The organism is Halorubrum sp. B53 (genome assembly GCF_059752395.1).
Genome location: NZ_MWTH01000016.1, coordinates 77,185 through 92,896, shown reverse-complemented (window position 1 = coordinate 92,896; position 15,712 = coordinate 77,185). Strand labels below are relative to the sequence as shown.

The window sequence follows — 15,712 nt, the reverse complement described above, 5'->3', positions numbered from 1 at the left end:
ACGAAGCCGAGGAATCCCCGGCGGACGACGCCGGGGAGGCCGGCGCCGGCGCGAGCGACGCGACTGCCGGCGCCCCGCCACAGTCCGGAACGATGACCGACGACGAGCTGGAGGACGTCCTCCAGGACCTCCAGACGAACATCACCGTCGTCGGCTGCGGCGGCGCCGGCGGGAACACCGTCAACCGGATGACCGAGGAGGGGATCCACGGCGCGAAGCTGGTCGCCGCCAACACCGACGTCCAGCACCTCGTCAACATCGAGGCCGACACGAAGATCCTCATGGGCCAGCAGAAGACTCAGGGACGCGGCGCCGGCTCCCTCCCGCAGGTCGGCGAGGAGGCCGCCATCGAGTCCCAAGAGGAGATCCAAGACGCCATCGACGGCTCCGACATGGTGTTCGTCACCGCCGGGCTCGGCGGCGGCACCGGAACCGGCTCCGCGCCGGTCGTCGCGAAGGCCGCCCGCGAGTCGGGCGCGCTCACCATCGCCATCGTCACGACTCCCTTCACGGCCGAGGGCGAGGTCCGACGGACGAACGCCGAGGCCGGCCTCGAGCGCCTCCGCGACGTGAGCGACACGGTCATCGTCGTCCCCAACGACCGCCTGCTCGACGCGGTCGGGAAGCTCCCGGTCCGACAGGCGTTCAAGGTGTCCGACGAGGTGCTGATGCGCTCGGTGAAGGGGATCACGGAGCTCATCACGATGCCCGGGCTGGTCAACCTCGACTTCGCCGACGTTCGCACGGTCATGGAGAAGGGCGGCGTCGCCATGATCGGCCTCGGCGAGTCCGACTCCGACTCGAAGGCGCAGGACTCCGTGAAGTCCGCGCTCCGCTCGCCGCTGCTCGACGTCGACATCTCCGGCGCGAACTCCGCCTTAGTTAACGTCACGGGCGGCACGGACATGTCCATCGAGGAGGCCGAGGGCGTCGTCGAGGAGATCTACGACCGGATCGACCCCGACGCCCGGATCATCTGGGGGACCTCGGTCGACGACGAGCTGGAGGGCGAGATGCGCACCATGATCGTGGTGACCGGCGTCGAGTCGCCGCAGATCTACGGCCGGAACGGCGAGCCGCCGGAGGGGGCGGCCGCGGAGATGGAAGACATCGACTACGTGGAGTGATCCGCCGCCGACGCGCACCGTCCCGATAGAGTTCCTGTTCGCCGTCCTCGCTCGCGGATTCGGAATCGCGTCGCATCAAAAGGTAAAAACCGTCTCGCCTCGAAGCGCGTCGTAACATGGACGTTCCGTACGACCTCAACAGCTACGTTCGGGTGCTGAAACTGGCGAGCACGCCGAGCACCGACGAGTTCCTCCAGGTGTCGAAGATCGCCGGCGCCGGCATCCTCCTCGTCGGCTTCATCGGCTTCCTGATGTTCGCGATCATGAGCCTCCTGCCGGGGGTCGGCGCCTGATGCCGATCTTCTCGGTCAAGACCACCGCGAGCCAGGAGCGGACCGTCGCCGACATGCTCGCGGAGAAGGAGATGCCGGAGATCCAGGCGGTCATCGCCCCCGACCAGCTCACGAGCTACGTGATGGTCGAGGCGACGGACGGCAGCGTGTTCGCCCGGATCCTCGACGAGATCCCGCACGCTCGCGGCGTCATTCAGGGCTCGGAGGGGCCGGCCGAGAGCCCCTTCTCCGAGGTCGAGCACTTCCTCTCGCCGACCCCCGACGTCGAGGGCATCGCCGAGGGCGACATCGTCGAGCTGATCGCCGGGCCGTTTAAAGGCGAGAAGGCCCGCGTCCAGCGCATCGACGAGGGGAAAGACCAGGTGACCGTCGAGTTGTACGAGGCGACCGTCCCGATCCCGGTCACCGTCCGCGGGGACCAGATCCGGGTGCTCGACTCCGACGAGCGCTGACGGCGCCGAACCGCGTTTCCCCTCTACTTCTTTTCGTTTTCCCCCGCTCGCATCTCCCCGACCGACCGTCGGCAACGACAAGGGCTTTATCCGACGACGACCGACGGTTCGGACATGTTCGGTCCCGGCGTGCCGGCGATCCTGAGCCTGATCCCCGACACGTTCACCTTCGCTTGGCTCGTCGCGATCCTCTTCGCCGCCGCGTGGCTGCTCGACAGTCGCGGGCTGGCGGCGGGTCGGTCGCTCGCGGCGGGCACGTGGGCGCTGTTCGGGCTGTTCTGGCTGACGACGGTGCCGTACTTCGCGTTCGAACACCAGAGCTACGTCGAGTCGATCCTCGCCTTGGTCGGCGTCCCGGCGTGCATCTACGCCGGCTACCTGCTGTACAACGGCCGCGCCTCGCTGTTCACGCTCACGCGGGCCATCTCGCTCATGCTGTTCATCTACCTCCCGTTCGAGACGATCCCGGCGTTCTCGGTCGCGGGCGTCGCCGTCCCCGAGCCGCGCCGGATCCTCATCGAGGCCGTCGCCACTCAGACCGGGTTCCTCATCGACCTGCTGGGCTACGCGCCGGAGCGCGTGACGAGCTACGAGGGGTACAACGCGGCGTACGCGTGGACGCTCGCCGACGGTCACACCGTCACGATCCACGTCGTGCTGGCGTGTACGGGGCTCGGGAGCATGGCGATCTTCGGCGGCCTCGTCGCCGCCGTGCAGGCGCCGCTCTCGCGCAAGCTCCGGGCGCTCGCGGTGTCGCTCCCGCTCATCTACGTGCTCAACATCCTCCGGACGACGTTCATCTCCGTCGTCGCGGGCAACCAGTACATGCAGTGGCAGACGGACCTCGTGCTCGCGATGTTCGGCGCGACCGACCCGTACCGGGTCTCCTTCCTCATCTCCGACCGGATCATGAGCCAGCTCCTCGCGGTCGTCGCGCTGATCGGGATCACGTTCCTCGCGGTGCGGGAGCTCCCGGAACTCGCCGTCATCCTCGAGGACGTCCTCTACCTGCTCACCGGGGAGGAACACGACCTGACCGAGTCGCTGGACCTCCCGCGCGAGCCGACGAATCGCTGACCCGTCGGCGGTCGGCGGGCATGCCAAACTATAGGGTCGGGTGCGCGAGACACCGGGGTATGCACGGGACGTCTCGGTCGGCGCGGCGGGACTGCCGGGCTCGGGGTGACCAGCCGTGGTGACCTCCGCGGCGGTCGGCGCGGCCCCCGTCGACCCCGTCGGCTACCTCCAGACTCCCGTCGCGAAGCTGGTGTTGGCGACCGCGCTCGGGATGTTCCTCGGACTCGAACGGGAGTGGTCCCACAAGTCGGCGGGGATCCGGACGTTCGCGCTGATCAGCCTCGCCGCCGCGGTGTTCTCGCTGCTCGGCGACGACGGGCTCCTGATCGTCGGCGGCGTGCTGATCGTCACCATCGCTGTCCTGCTGGCGGTGCGGAGCTTCGTCGAGCCCGACGTCGACGGCCTCTCGCTCACCACCTCCGTGTCGATGCTCGTCACGTACGGGGTGGGGGCGCTCGTCGCCGAGGAGTTCTTCATCGAGGCGGTGACGGTGGCGATGCTCTCCTCGCTGCTGCTCGTGTTGAAGCGGGAGCTCCACCAGTTCGCGTGGGGGCTCTCCCGGGAGGAGGTCCGCAGCGCGGTGGAGTTCACGATCCTCGCGTTCGTCGTCTTCCCGCTGCTCCCGGCGGAGACGGTCGACCCGTGGGGCGCGGTCCAGCCGCGGCTGATCTGGTCGCTCGTCGTCGCCGTCAGCGCCATCGGCTTCGTCAACTACGTGCTCGTGAAGCGGTACCAGGGGCGCGGCTACGCGGTCACCGGCTTCTTCGGCGGGCTCGTGAACTCGACGGCGGTCGTCGCCGAGATGGCGAAGCGGGCGAAGGGGAAGGCGGACTTACTCGACATCGCGGTCGGGTCGATCCTGCTGGCGAACGCCGCGATGGCGCTCAGAAACGCCGCGGTCGTCGCCGCCTTCGTCCCGGAGGCCGCCCTGGTGGTCGGCGCGCCGCTCGGCGCGGTCACCCTCGCCGGCGTGCTCATCGCCGTGTGGCGCAGCGACTGGCGGACGACGTTGGAGGCGGAGCTCACCTCCCCGTTCAGCCTCCGGAACGCCCTGACGTTCGGCGCGCTGTTCGTCGCGGTGCTCTTGGTCTCCGCCGGCGCGGAGCGGGCCTTCGGTGCGGGCGGGTTCGTCGCCACGTCGTTCCTCGCGGGGCTCGTCTCCTCCGGGAGCGCGACGGCGACCGCCGTCTCGCTGCTCGGTACCGGACAGATAACGGTCGACACCGCGGTCGGAGGCGTCGTCGCCGGAACGGCAGCGAGCATTCTGGTCAAGACCGCGTTCGCGGCGAGCATCGCGCGCGAACTGGTCCGACCGGTCCTGCTCTGGAACCTCGTGCTGATCGCGGTCGGGGTCGCGGTCGGCGTCCCGCTGCTCCTGTTTTAACAGAGAGCCCGGCGTTTTTCGCGCGCTCCGCGACTCACGAGAGCTGTGCCGCCACGTCGGTCGACGAGACCATGCCCACGTAGTCGTCGTCGACGACGGGCAGGTGTTTGACGCCGTACATCGTCATCATCGCGGCGACCTCCTCCATCATGAGGTCCGGCGTCACCGTCTCGACGTTCTCGGTCATCACGTCGCGGACGACGGCTTCGTCGAGGTCGCGGCCGTCGGCGACGGCGCCGATGATGTCGCTCTGCGTGACGATACAGCCGCCGCCCGTCGTCACGACGAGCGCGCTGATGTCGTCGTCGGCCATCCGACGCGCGGCCTCGCGGAGCGGTTCGCTCGCGCCGATCGTCTCCAGCGGCGTCGACATGACCTCGCTGACGCGGGTCCGGTCGTTCAGATCCATACCATGTCGTGTGCTACCGATTCTGATTACTCTTCCGGTGCGGCGCTCGAACGAGCATATATACGCGTTCGTGCCTGTATGTGTGTATGGCCGGAGTTCTCAGTTCGTTGGACGATTTCGGGACGCGGTCGTTACTCACGCACGCCATCATGTCGGTGACGCTCCCGTTGGGATTCCTCATCGGACTCACTGTGGACTCACAGCTCGGGCTGGTGTCGTTCGTCGCGCTGTTGAACTTCACCGCGGGGATGTGGATCTGCCAGTCCATCCACTCGCTCGGCGCGGAGGCGAGCGAGGACGGCTACGACGGCGTCATTAACGAGCTCAGAACCTATGTCAGGTGACGACGGGCTCGACGCCGGGCGGTTCGGGCGTCTCCTGCTGCTGATCGGATTCGTCACGGCGGTCTCGCTGCTGACGTCTGCGCGAGTCCTCCCGAGCGACCTGTTCTCCGTCGCCGTCGTCGCTATCGGGAGCATCGCGCTCGTCACCGCGATCATCGGCTTCCTGATCGCGGCGGGCGCGACGTACGACGAACAGGTGGCCGACGCGAACCGCTGATCGGCGACCGGGCGACCTGCCGTCGCCCGGGGAGAGACGCCGTCAGCGACGGTGTTCCGAGAGGTACGTCGTCAGGTCGGTCGCCGAGACCATCCCGACCAGCTGATTGTCCGCGTTGACGACCGGCAGGTGCGTGTACCCCCGGTCCGTCGGCGCCGCGAGCTCCTCGACGGAGTCGTCGGGGGAGACGGTGACGACGTCCGTCGTCATGAACGCCTCGACCGGCGTCTCGTCCTCCGGGTCGTTCCGCCGGACGAGCGAGACGAAGTCCGTCGCGGTGATCAGCCCGGCCAGGCGCCCGCCGTCGTCGACGACGAGGAGGGAACTCACCCCGGTCTCCAGCATGCGGCTCGCCGCGTCCGCGGCGGCCGCTCCCGGGGCGATCGTGACGAGGTCGGTCGACATCAGGTGCTCGACGGGAACGTCTGTCATGGACGATAATGACGCGGGACGGGGATATCAAACGACCGGTCGGTCGGAGACGCCCCTCGGCGCGCTCGCTCGCCGAGGCTCACTCTTCCACGAGCTCTCGCGGGGCCCCGGCCAGCCCCGCGAGCGCGTCGGCCTCGACGTGGTGGAGGTCGCCGGGGACCACGAGGAGGTGAAGCGGGTCGCCGAACTCTCGGTCGGCCAGCGCGCTCAGTCGGTCGGCGGCGACCACCGCGTCGGGCGAGCCGGCGCGGGCGACGACGACGGCGAGCTCGTCGCGCCAGCCCTCGGCGAGCAGTCCGGCGGCGGCGTCGGCGGTCATGTACTCCTCGTGGTCCGGGTCGGGACCGGACGGGCCGGTGCCCACCTTGATGTCGAGGTAGACGACGGTGTGGAGCCCGCGCTCGCGGTTCGCCTCGATGGTCTCGACCACGCTCCCCGGGACGTCGTCGCCGCCGTGGGCGTACGGGAACGGGAGCGTCGTCGCCTTGCCGAACCGGTAGTTCTGGAGGCCGGTGAGACTCGACGCGGCCGACTGGGCCGTCACCCCGTGGATCACGCGGGTGTCGATCCCGCGCTCCTCGGCGCGCAGCCGGAGGTCCGTGTGCGTCGTCGAGATCATCGTGTCGCCGGCGGTGCAGAAGGCGACGTCGCCCTCGGCGGCGGCCGCGAGGATCGGCTCCGGGTCCTGCTCGACTCCCTCGCGGGCGCGGACCTCGATCTCGGCGTCGTGGTACGCTTCCAGCTCGTCGACGTCGGCGCCGACCAGCCTGCTGGTGTAGAACTCGGCGAAGACGCGGTCCGCGTCGCGCAGCGCCTCGCGTCCCTCGACGGTGACCGACCGCTCGTCGTAGAGGCCGAGCCCGATGAACGTGAGCATATCCCCCGTCGGAGGGGCCGCGATTAAAACTGCGCGGAACGAACCGCCGGCCCGCAAAGGCGGGTCGCGCCCGCGGATCTTTCATGATTGTTCCTTGTGATTCCATAGCAAGCCCTAAGAGGTAACCACCACAACTTCTGGTCACAGGCCCTCACGGGCTCACATACCACTATGACTGACGACGAACTCATCTGGCGAATATCGGGGGGATCCGGCGACGGGATCGCTTCGACGAGCCAGAACTTCGCAAAGGCCTTGATGCGATCGGGGCTCAACGTGTTCACGCATCGCCACTACCCGTCCCGCATCCGGGGCGGTCACACGTACACCGAGGTCCGCGCGTCGGCGGACCCGGTGAACTCCCGCGGTGACGGCTACAACTTCCTGCTCGCGCTCGGCGACTCGTTCGCCCGCAACCCGCAGGAGGAGGCTGTCTACGGGAACGAGGAGATCAAACCGCTCTCGGAGAACCTCGACGAGCTCCGCGAGGGCGGCGTCATCGTCTACGACGAGGGCCTCCTCGACACCGCCGAGATCCCGAACTTCGACGAGCGGGCCGAGGAGAACGACTGGCACGTATACCCCCTCGACCTCCGCGGGCTCGCCCGCGACATGGGTCGCGAGGTCATGCGCAACACCGCCGGCGTCGGCGCGACCTGCGCGCTGACCGGCATGGAGCTCGACCACGTCGAGGACCTGATGCGCGACGCGATGCCGGAGAAGATCCTCGACCCGAACTTGGAGATTCTCGAGACCGCTTACAATCAGGTCCTCGAGGAGTACGACGCCGACGCACCGGACGTCAGCGTCCCGACCGGCGAGCATGACGAGACCCAGCTGCTCATGTCCGGCTCGGACGCCATCTCCTACGGCGCCATCGACGAAGGCTGCCGGTTCATCGCCGGCTACCCCATGACGCCGTGGACCGAGGTGTTCACCATCATGACGAAGCACCTGCCGAAGGTCGGCGGGATCTCCGAGCAGGTCGAAGACGAGATCGCGGCGGCCGCGCTGGCGGTCGGCGCCTCGCACGCCGGCGTGAAGGCCATGTCCGGCTCTTCCGGCGGCGGGTTCGCGCTGATGTCCGAGCCGCTCGGGCTCGCGGAGATGACGGAGACGCCCGTCGTCCTCGTCGAGGCCATGCGCGCCGGCCCCTCGACCGGGATGCCGACGAAGCCGGAGCAGTCCGACCTCGAGCACGTCCTGTACACCTCGCAGGGCGACTCCCAGCGCGTCGTCTTGGCGCCCGGCACCGTCGAGGAGGCGTACGAGCAGTCGCGGATCGCCTTCCGGCTGGCCTACGAGTACCAGATCCCGTCGATCCTCCTGTACGACCAGAAGCTCGGCGGCGAGATGACGAACGTCCCCAAGAGCCACTTCGACCGCGAGCCGAACCCGACGCTCGGGAAGACCCTGAGCGAGGACGCGCTCGCCGACGAGCCGCACTCGGCCGACGGGAAGTTCCACCGGTTCCAGCACGACGTCGAGGACGGCGTCTCCCCGCGGTCGATCCCCGGCCAAAAGGGCGGCCGCTTCCTCGCGACCGGCAACGAGCACGACCCGACCGGCCACATCGCCGAATCGCCGGACAACCGCGTCGCGCAGATCGACCGGCGGACGCAGAAGCTGGAGGCCATCCGCGCCGACCTCGACACGGTCGACACGGGCTCGTACGCCGGTCCCGACGACGCCCAGTACGGCATCCTCACCTTCGGGAGCCAGCAGGGCACCGTCGAGGAGGCCGTCGGGCGCCTCAACGACGCCGGCGTCTCCGTGAAGTCGTACGGGGTCTCGGACATGGCGCCGTTCCCGACCGAGCAGGTCGAGGCGTTCGTCGAGAGCGTCGACGAGGTCCTCGTCGTCGAGATGACCGCCTCGGGACAGTTCCGCGGGCTCGTCCAGAAGCACCTCGGCCGCTACGGCGAGAAGCTGTCGAGCCTGCTGAAGTACAACGGGAACCCGTTCGAGCCGGCGGAGATCGTCGACGGGTTCGAGGCCGCGGTCGTCGAGGGCGACGGCGACGCGTCCGGCCATCAGACCACCTTCGTCCCAGCCGCAGGTGATTAATCAATGAGCACGTTTTCAGCGATCGGAGAGGAGCGGGAGATCGACCGCGACGAGTACACCCCCGGCGTCGAGCCGCAGCCGACGTGGTGTCCGGGCTGCGGTGACTTCAGCGTCCTGAAGGCGCTCAAGCAGGCGCTTCCGGAGGTCGGGCGCACGCCCGAGGAGACCCTGCTGTGCACCGGGATCGGCTGTTCCGGCAAGCTGAACAGCTATCTCGACACGTACGGGTTCCACACGATCCACGGGCGCTCGCTGCCCGTGGCCCGCGCCGCGAAGCTCGCCAATCCCGACCTCGAAGTCATCGCCGCCGGCGGCGACGGCGACGGCTACGGGATCGGCGGGAACCACTTCATCCACACGGCCCGGGAGAACCACGACATGACGTACATCGTCTTCAACAACGAGATCTTCGGGCTCACGAAGGGGCAGACCTCCCCGACGAGCCCGAAGGGCCACAAGTCGAAGACGCAGCCGTCCGGCAGCGCCAAGGAGCCGATCAAGCCGCTCTCGATGTCGCTGAACGCCGGCGCCTCCTACGTCGCCCGCACCGCCGCGGTCAACCCCAATCAGGCGAAGGAGATCCTCATCGAGGCGATCGAGCACGACGGGTTCGCGCACGTCGACTTCCTCACCCAGTGTCCGACCTGGAACAAGGACGCGCGCCAGTACGTCCCGTACATCGATGTCAACGAGTCCGACGACTACGACTTCGACAAGACGGACCGCGTCGAGGCCGCGGAGATGATGCGCGAGACCGAGGAGTCGCTCTACGAGGGCGAGGTCCTCACCGGTCGCTTCTACGTCGACGAGGACCGCCCGTCCTACGGCTCGGAGAAGCAGTCGATCGGCGAGATGCCCGAGGAGCCGCTGGCCGAGCGCTACTGGGACGACGACTACGAGTGGGAGCGCTCGCACGACCAGTTCCTCGACAAGCACGCCTGAGGTCTCGGCAAGCGCGTCTGAGGCGGTCGTAGACCGGGATCGCCGCCCGATCCCGGAACGGTTCGTCGTCTGTTCGTCTCTTTTTTCGGTTCGCAAGGTATTTTTTCCGTGGTGACAAAGAGTCGGGTATGAGTACGGTATCGACGGAAGAGCGGATCCTGTCGGTGTTAGAGGAGGACGCGCAGGCCTCCTGCGCGGAGATCGCCGACCGAGCCGACGTCTCGAAACCGACGGTGCGCAAGTATATCGACCGCCTCGAGGAGAAGGGCGTGATCGTCGGGTACTCGGCGGAGGTCGACCCGAAGAAGCTCTCGTCGCAGTCGATCGCCATGGTCGGGATGGACGTCGACTCCGGGAAGTACGTGGGGGCGACCCGCGAGCTGAAAGAGCTCGAGGAGGTGCAGGCGCTGTACACCTCCTCGGGCGACCACATGCTGATGGCCGAGGTGCGCGCCGGCGACGGCGACGAGCTCGGCGACGTCATCTCCGAAAAGCTGCTGGCGATCGACGGCGTCACCGCCGCGCACCCCTCGTTCCTGCAGGAGCGTCTGAAGTGAGGCCGGGGCGGCCGACCGGTTCGGCACCGCGGAGCGTCTTTTAAAAGTAGCGCGACCGACGCGTCACCGGAGCTCGCACGCGTCGGCGACGACTATCGATTCGTCGCCGGCGTGGCCCCGCCGGGTCCCGCGCGGGCTGAACCCGTGCGCGGCGAAGAACTCCTGCGCGCCGGGGCTGTCGGCGGGGACGCTCGCCCGGAGCGTGTCGACGTCGCGGTCGGTCACCGACGACGCGACGCGAGAGAGCAGTTCGGCGGCGACTCCCTCGCCCGCGTGGTTCGGATGGACCCACAGCGCGAGCAGCTCCGCCTCCGTTCCCTCGGCGTCGGGGTGCGCGATGGCGACGCCGACGGGACCGTCCTCGTCCTCCATCAGGAACGACCACTCCGCCTCCGCGGCGGCCTCGCGGACGCCGGCGGCGGACACGTCCAGAAGAGGGGATCCGATGTCGTCGAAGACGGTCGCCTCGCGGGCACGCGAGACCGCCGTCCGTAGCGTCTCCGCGTCGTCGGGCCGCGCCGCCCGGACATGCATGGGTAACCATGAGTAAAGAACTCACCTATAGGTTTCGGGACGAGAATTGTTGGCACATTACCGACGGTGCGAACGCAAAGCGCGATCAGTTTCGCGGCCGGTCCGTCTGCCGCGCGACTGACGGGCACCTTCCGCGATCGAACCCGTGCGAACGGCGTCCTACGCGACCGGCTCGATCCCGATCGTCACGACGACGTCCTCGACGTCCCACTCCTCGACGAGGCCGTCCCCGTCGTCGGCCGCGTCGCTCGGGTCGTCGAGCCACTCGTCGGCGCGCACCTCGCCGGCGATCAGGTCGGCGTGCTCGTCGACAAAGCCGGCGATCCGGTCGTTGTCGACGGCGACCCCGACGCGGATCCGCGCTTCGACGTCTAAGTCGAGCTCCTTGCGCATCTCCTGGATCCGGCGGATCACGTCGCGGGCGTACCCCTCCGACTCGATTTCGGGGGTGAGCGAGGTGTCGACGTAGACGGTGCCGCCGTCGAAGTCGGCGCCGGAGACGTTCTCCGGCGGTTCGGCGACGTACTCGACCATCGCGTCGTCGAGGTCGACGGGCTCGCCGTCGACGGTCACCTCGCCGCCCTCGACCGCCGCGCGGGTCGCGCCCTGCACCGCGTCCATCACCTTCTGGGCGTCGGCGCCGAAGGCGGGGCCGATCTCGGCCATCTGCGGCTCCGCGGTCTCGACGAGCTCGTCGAACGCGGCGGTGACGGTCACCTCGCGGGCGTTGACGCGCTCGCCGATCAGGTCGGCGAGGCGCTCGACCGCGGCGGTCACCTCGTCGTCGTCGCTCTCGACGACCACGCGCGGCACGGGCCAGCGGAGCTTGCGGCCCGCCTGCTGGCGGGCGTTCGCCGCGGCCTCCTCGACGTCGCGGAGGACGGCCACGTCGCGCTCCAGATCGGGATCGCGGAGCCCGTCGTCGGGCTCCGGGTAGTCGAGCTGGTGGACGGTGGTCGCCGACCCGTCGAGCGTCTGGTACATCCGCTCGGTCATGTACGGGGCGATCGGGGCCAGCAGCCGGACCACCTCGTCGAGGACGGTCGCGAGCGTCGCGTAGGCGCCGCGCTTCGACGCGGAGTCCGCCTCCTCCCACATCCGGTCGCGGACGGCCTTCACGTAGAACCGCGAGACGTCCTGCGTGACGAACTCGATGACGGCGTTGACCGCGTCGCTGACGCGGTAGTCGGCCCACGCCTCGGTCACCTCGGTCTCGACGGACTGGAGCCGGGAGAGCACCCACTCGTCGACGAGCTCTAACTCGCCGTCCGAGAGGTCGGCCTCCGCGGGGTCGTAGCCGTCCAGGTCCATGTACTCCAGCGGGAAGCGGAACACGTTCCAGAGGATGTTGAGCTTCCCCTGCAGCTCGCCGAGCCCGTCCCACTCGAACGCGAGGTCGACCCCCTGCTGGTCGTGGCTGAGGAGGTACGTGCGGAGCGGGTCGCGGCCGGCGCGCTCGATCGCCTCCTCCGGAGTGACGATGTTGCCGACCGACTTCGACATCTTGCGGCCGTCCTCGTCGTTGGCGAACCCGTGCATCAGCACCTCCTCGTAGGGGACCTCGCCGACTGCGGCGGTTCCCATGCCGAGCTGCGACCAGAACCAGCCGCGGGTCTGGTCGTGCGCCTCGACGATGAGGTCGGCGGGCCACAGCTCGTCGTGGGCCTCCTCCTCGGACGGGTAGCCGAGCGTGCCCCAGCTGGCGACCGACGAGTCGAGCCACACGTCGAACACGTCCTCGACGCGGCGGTACGTGACGCCGTTTTCGACGATCGTCAGGTCGTCGACGGCGGGGCGGTGGAGGTCGATCGAGTCGGGGTCGATGTCCTCCTCGACGCGCTCGGCGAGCTCCTCGCGGGTGCCGATCACGATCATGTCCTCGTCGAGGTTCCCCGCCTCGGCGTCATCGGGCACCCAGATCGGGATCGGGACGCCCCAGTAGCGCTGCCGGGAGACGTTCCAGTCGGGCGCGTCCTCGATGAAGTCGCGGAACCGGTTGTCCCGGGCCCACTGGGGGTGCCACTCGGACTCCTCCATGTTGTCGAGGAGGTCATCCTTCACGTCCGTGATCGAGATGAACCACTGGTCGGTGACCAGCTGGATGATCCCGGTGTCACAGCGCCAGCAGTGGCCGTAGCTGTGGTCGACGGTGCCGTGCGCGAGCATGTGGCCGTCGGCGACGAGGTCCTCGACGATGTCGTCGTTGGCGTCGCGCACGAACTGGCCGGCGTACTCGCCGGCCGCCTCGGAGAACTCGCCGTTGGGGCCGACGGGGCAGTAGATGTCGAGTCCCAGCTCCGTGCCGCGGTGGAAGTCCTCCTCACCGTGACCCGGCGCGGAGTGGACGAGCCCGGTGCGGTCGGCCTCGACGTAGTCGGCGGCGTACACCCGGCCGGCGCCCTCGAAGTCGGGGTACTCGGCGACGTGGTCGGCGAGCGGGTGGTCGTACGCCCAGCCGACGAGCTCGTCGCCCGTGAGCTCGGCCTCGACCTCGTACGACTCGTAGCGGCCCTCCTGGAGCACGTCCTCGACGCACTCGGCGGCGACGTAGAGCAGCTCCTCCTCGCCGTCCCGCTCGGCGCGGACCGCGTTGTAGGTGAGATCCTCGTCGACGGCGACGAAGGTGTTGGCGGGGATCGTCCACGGCGTCGTCGTCCAGATGACGAGGCTGCCCTCGCGGTCGGCGAGCGGGAATTTCACGTAGATCGAGGGGTCTTCGACGTCCTCGTACTCGACCTCGTTGTTGGCGAGCCCGGTCTCGCAGCGCGGGCACTGCGAGATGGAGCGCTTCCCCTGCTCGACGAGCCCGTTGTCGGCGACGTTCGAGAACGCCCACCACGCGGCCTCCATGTACTCGGGGTCGATCGTCTCGTAGGGGTCCTCGAAGTTCATCCAGACGCCGATGGATTTGAAGTCCTCGTCCATCGCCGCGCGGTTGGTGACGGCGAACTCCTTGCACTTCTCGATGAACGACTCCATCCCGTACTCTTCGATGTCCCGCTTGTTCTCGAAGCCGAGCTCCTCCTCGACTTTCACCTCGATCGGGAGCCCGTGCATGTCGTAGCCCGGGCGGTCGGTGACGCGGTGGCCGGTCATCCGCTTGTGGCGGATGATCGCGTCTTTCAGCGTCTTGTTCCACGCCGTGCCGAGGTGCATCTGCCCGGAGGTGTACGGCGGCCCGTCCACGAAGAAGAAGGGCGGGTCGTCGGCGTGCGCCTCCTTCGCCGCCTCGTACGCGTCCGCGTCGTCCCAGTACTCGTCGACCGCCGACTCGACGTCCGCGGGCGCGTACTGGTCGTCGATATCGTCCATATCCGTTGGTCTTCGCGCGCGTATTTGAATACGGCGGAGTCGGGGTCGGGACCGGCGACGGAGCGGGGGGCTGGACCGCGGCGGAGTCGGGGTTGGAGCCGACGGCGGACCCGCTGTCCGTGAGGGAAGAACCGAGGGAAACGGCGCGCTTTCCCGAGTAATTGGCCCATAGCAATATACTGCCGGAACCCATATCTCCATATGCATGAATTTCACACGCGCGGCGCTCGTCGGGGTGGCTGTACTGTTCGTCGCGACCGTCGCGATCGGCGGCGCGGCCGGTCAGGGCGCCGACCCGGTGACCCTCACCGTCGCCGTCGTCGACCAAGATGGCGACGCCGTCGGCGGCGTGACCGTCGAGGCGACGTGGGAGACCGACTCGGGCGAGGCGGGGACCGCGTCGGGAACGACGGCGAGCAACGGGAAGGTGTTCCTCGACGTCCCCGAGGGGTCGAGCGTCGAGCTGGACGTCGACGACGACACCTACGTCCGGAACCGGCCGCTCGAGGTCGATAACGCGACCGCGAGGGACGTGGAGCTCGGCGTCACTCGGAGCGGGACCGCGACGGTGACGGTCCTCGACGGCGAGAACCGGTCGCAGGCCGGCGCGAGCGTGGTCGTCCGCGAGGACGGGCGAACGGTCGACCGCGGGGAGACCGGCTCGGACGGGACCTACGAGACGGCCCGCCTCGAGCGCGGCGCGTACAACGTCACGGTCGTGAAGCCAGGCTACTACGAGACGGAGCGCGAGGTGACGGTGTCGCTGAACACGGAGGAGACCGTCAGGATCGAGCGGGGCACCGTGACGCTCGACGTCCGCACCTTCGACGACCACTTCGACCCGCCCCGGCGGATCGATGACGGATCGGTTCGGCTGGTCTCGTCGGTCTACGACGCCGAGGTGACGGTGACGGAGGGGACGGCCTCGCTCAACGTACCCGTGAACACCGCCTACACGGTCGAGATCGTCAAAGACGGGTACGACGCCTCGTCCGAGCGGATCAGGGTGCGGGAGTCCCCGGCGACCGTGAACGCCACGGCCCAGCGGACCCCCACGCTGTCCGTCACGCCGGCGAACGACCGCGTCCTCGTCGGGGAGACGACTCGCGTGACGGTGCGGAACGCGTACGGCGAGCCGGCGGCCGGCGCCGCGGTCGAGGTCGACGGCGAGGACGTCGGCGAGACGGACGCCCGGGGCGAGGTCGACGTGGAGATCTCGTCCGCCGGCGACCGAACGATCGTCGCGCGGGACGGCGACGTCGAGTCCGACCCGGTGACCGTCGAGGGCGTCGACACCGCGTCCGAGGCCGATCCGGGCGCGAACGGGTCGAACGCTACCGGCGACGACGGTTCCGGGGACACCGACGACGGCGCTCCCGGCTTCGGCGTCGTCGCCGCGGTCCTCGCGGTCCTCGCGGCGGCCGCCGCCGCGGGTCGGTATCGCGGTCGCTGAGGAGGTCGCGGTCGCTAAGCGGCGGAGAAGACCGCTGACACCGCACCGGCCGCCCGGTCACCACGCCGCGCGCAGCACGCCCTCGATCGCCTCCGGCGTCGTGTCGAGGCCCTCGGGCGCCCGGTCCATACACCAGTCGTCGACGACGTACTCGGCGATCGCGGGCAGGTCTCCCTCCTCGGTCGCCGGAACGTCTCGGAGGCGCGACGGGACGGGGAGGTCGTCGCGGACCGCG

Annotated in this window: 16 protein-coding genes and 1 pseudogene; 11 read left to right on the top strand and 6 right to left on the bottom strand. The window is 68.9% G+C overall.

Going from position 1 to position 15,712, the window contains the following annotated elements:
- The 5 genes from ftsZ to B4V06_RS16890 all read left to right on the top strand — a co-directional run.
- A partial coding sequence (ftsZ, locus tag B4V06_RS16910; RefSeq protein WP_498170718.1) for a cell division protein FtsZ occupies positions 1–1,127 on the top strand: 1,127 nt, incomplete at its 5' end.
- Positions 1,128–1,243: 116 nt separating this feature from the next.
- On the top strand, positions 1,244–1,420 hold the full coding sequence (locus B4V06_RS16905; protein WP_123114379.1) for a protein translocase SEC61 complex subunit gamma: 177 nt from the start codon (positions 1,244–1,246) through the stop codon (positions 1,418–1,420).
- Positions 1,420–1,872: a transcription elongation factor Spt5 gene (locus B4V06_RS16900; RefSeq protein WP_008004357.1), complete on the top strand. Its 453-nt coding sequence runs from the start codon at positions 1,420–1,422 to the stop codon at positions 1,870–1,872. Before B4V06_RS16905 ends, B4V06_RS16900 begins: the two co-directional genes overlap by 1 nt.
- A gap of 114 nt (positions 1,873–1,986) precedes the next feature.
- Entirely contained in the window at positions 1,987–2,949 is a 963-nt protein-coding gene (gene artA / locus B4V06_RS16895) for an archaeosortase A (protein ID WP_123114380.1), read from the top strand.
- Between the two features lie 118 nt (positions 2,950–3,067).
- Positions 3,068–4,333, top strand: a complete 1,266-nt coding sequence (locus tag B4V06_RS16890) for an MgtC/SapB family protein (protein WP_123114381.1) — start codon at positions 3,068–3,070, stop codon at positions 4,331–4,333.
- A gap of 34 nt (positions 4,334–4,367) precedes the next feature.
- Here the strand turns inward: B4V06_RS16890 and B4V06_RS16885 are convergent, their stop codons facing one another.
- Positions 4,368–4,742 (bottom strand): CBS domain-containing protein, encoded by a 375-nt coding sequence (locus tag B4V06_RS16885; protein ID WP_123114382.1) that lies wholly within the window; start codon positions 4,740–4,742, stop codon positions 4,368–4,370.
- An 86-nt stretch (positions 4,743–4,828) separates the two neighbouring features.
- Between B4V06_RS16885 and B4V06_RS16880 the strand changes: the two genes are divergently transcribed.
- Together B4V06_RS16880 and B4V06_RS16875 are read left to right on the top strand one after the other, a co-directional pair.
- The gene (locus B4V06_RS16880; protein ID WP_176329326.1) at positions 4,829–5,086 is read left to right on the top strand and encodes a hypothetical protein; all 258 of its coding nucleotides are present in this window, start codon (positions 4,829–4,831) and stop codon (positions 5,084–5,086) included.
- A complete protein-coding gene (locus B4V06_RS16875; RefSeq protein WP_176329325.1) occupies positions 5,076–5,303 on the top strand; it encodes a hypothetical protein in 228 nt (75 codons plus the stop codon). Before B4V06_RS16880 ends, B4V06_RS16875 begins: the two co-directional genes overlap by 11 nt.
- Positions 5,304–5,345: 42 nt before the next feature.
- On the opposite strand, the gene B4V06_RS16870 is transcribed toward B4V06_RS16875, so the two are convergent.
- Together B4V06_RS16870 and dph5 are read right to left on the bottom strand one after the other, a co-directional pair.
- Positions 5,346–5,735 carry a CBS domain-containing protein gene (locus B4V06_RS16870; RefSeq protein WP_123114383.1) on the bottom strand — a complete coding sequence of 130 codons (390 nt, stop codon included), beginning with the start codon at positions 5,733–5,735 and terminating at the stop codon, positions 5,346–5,348.
- 79 nt (positions 5,736–5,814) lie between these two features.
- Positions 5,815–6,612 (bottom strand): diphthine synthase, encoded by a 798-nt coding sequence (dph5, locus tag B4V06_RS16865; RefSeq protein ID WP_498170715.1) that lies wholly within the window; start codon positions 6,610–6,612, stop codon positions 5,815–5,817.
- Positions 6,613–6,783: 171 nt separating this feature from the next.
- Here dph5 and B4V06_RS16860 point away from each other — a divergent pair, with 171 nt between their 5' ends.
- The 3 genes from B4V06_RS16860 (at position 6,784) to lrpA1 (ending at position 10,178) form a co-directional block, all read left to right on the top strand.
- A complete protein-coding gene (locus B4V06_RS16860) occupies positions 6,784–8,679 on the top strand; it encodes a 2-oxoacid:acceptor oxidoreductase subunit alpha (RefSeq protein ID WP_123114385.1) in 1,896 nt (631 codons plus the stop codon).
- Positions 8,680–8,682: 3 nt separating this feature from the next.
- Positions 8,683–9,621, top strand: coding sequence for a thiamine pyrophosphate-dependent enzyme (locus tag B4V06_RS16855; RefSeq protein ID WP_498170712.1), 939 nt, complete (start codon positions 8,683–8,685; stop codon positions 9,619–9,621).
- Between the two features lie 128 nt (positions 9,622–9,749).
- A complete protein-coding gene (lrpA1, locus tag B4V06_RS16850) occupies positions 9,750–10,178 on the top strand; it encodes an HTH-type transcriptional regulator LrpA1 (protein ID WP_498170709.1) in 429 nt (142 codons plus the stop codon).
- Between the two features lie 63 nt (positions 10,179–10,241).
- Here lrpA1 and B4V06_RS16845 read toward each other — a convergent pair whose 3' ends face one another.
- Together B4V06_RS16845 and ileS are read right to left on the bottom strand one after the other, a co-directional pair.
- Positions 10,242–10,712, bottom strand: a complete 471-nt coding sequence (locus tag B4V06_RS16845) for a GNAT family N-acetyltransferase (RefSeq protein ID WP_123114388.1) — start codon at positions 10,710–10,712, stop codon at positions 10,242–10,244.
- A gap of 159 nt (positions 10,713–10,871) precedes the next feature.
- Positions 10,872–14,024, bottom strand: coding sequence for an isoleucine--tRNA ligase (gene ileS / locus B4V06_RS16840; RefSeq protein WP_498170707.1), 3,153 nt, complete (start codon positions 14,022–14,024; stop codon positions 10,872–10,874).
- A 205-nt stretch (positions 14,025–14,229) separates the two neighbouring features.
- Here ileS and B4V06_RS16835 point away from each other — a divergent pair, with 205 nt between their 5' ends.
- Complete coding sequence (locus B4V06_RS16835; protein WP_123114390.1) at positions 14,230–15,477, top strand: carboxypeptidase regulatory-like domain-containing protein; 1,248 nt, start codon at positions 14,230–14,232, stop codon at positions 15,475–15,477.
- Positions 15,478–15,534: 57 nt separating this feature from the next.
- On the opposite strand, the pseudogene B4V06_RS16830 reads toward B4V06_RS16835, so the two are convergent.
- Positions 15,535–15,712: pseudogene (locus B4V06_RS16830) on the bottom strand (iron-containing alcohol dehydrogenase family protein); the annotation flags it as partial.

Excerpts from the sequence above, each read along its gene's own strand:
- B4V06_RS16905 (WP_123114379.1), top strand. The coding sequence starts at position 1,244 with ATGGACGTTCCGTACGACCTCAACAGCTACGTTCGGGTGCTGAAACTG.
- B4V06_RS16900 (WP_008004357.1), top strand. The coding sequence starts at position 1,420 with ATGCCGATCTTCTCGGTCAAGACCACCGCGAGCCAGGAGCGGACCGTC.
- artA (WP_123114380.1), top strand. The coding sequence starts at position 1,987 with ATGTTCGGTCCCGGCGTGCCGGCGATCCTGAGCCTGATCCCCGACACG.
- B4V06_RS16885 (WP_123114382.1), bottom strand. The coding sequence starts at position 4,742 with ATGGATCTGAACGACCGGACCCGCGTCAGCGAGGTCATGTCGACGCCG.
- B4V06_RS16880 (WP_176329326.1), top strand. The coding sequence starts at position 4,829 with ATGGCCGGAGTTCTCAGTTCGTTGGACGATTTCGGGACGCGGTCGTTA.
- B4V06_RS16875 (WP_176329325.1), top strand. The coding sequence starts at position 5,076 with ATGTCAGGTGACGACGGGCTCGACGCCGGGCGGTTCGGGCGTCTCCTG.
- B4V06_RS16870 (WP_123114383.1), bottom strand. The coding sequence starts at position 5,735 with ATGACAGACGTTCCCGTCGAGCACCTGATGTCGACCGACCTCGTCACG.
- dph5 (WP_498170715.1), bottom strand. The coding sequence starts at position 6,612 with ATGCTCACGTTCATCGGGCTCGGCCTCTACGACGAGCGGTCGGTCACC.
- B4V06_RS16860 (WP_123114385.1), top strand. The coding sequence starts at position 6,784 with ATGACTGACGACGAACTCATCTGGCGAATATCGGGGGGATCCGGCGAC.
- B4V06_RS16855 (WP_498170712.1), top strand. The coding sequence starts at position 8,683 with ATGAGCACGTTTTCAGCGATCGGAGAGGAGCGGGAGATCGACCGCGAC.
- lrpA1 (WP_498170709.1), top strand. The coding sequence starts at position 9,750 with ATGAGTACGGTATCGACGGAAGAGCGGATCCTGTCGGTGTTAGAGGAG.
- B4V06_RS16845 (WP_123114388.1), bottom strand. The coding sequence starts at position 10,712 with ATGCATGTCCGGGCGGCGCGGCCCGACGACGCGGAGACGCTACGGACG.
- ileS (WP_498170707.1), bottom strand. The coding sequence starts at position 14,024 with ATGGACGATATCGACGACCAGTACGCGCCCGCGGACGTCGAGTCGGCG.
- B4V06_RS16835 (WP_123114390.1), top strand. The coding sequence starts at position 14,230 with ATGAATTTCACACGCGCGGCGCTCGTCGGGGTGGCTGTACTGTTCGTC.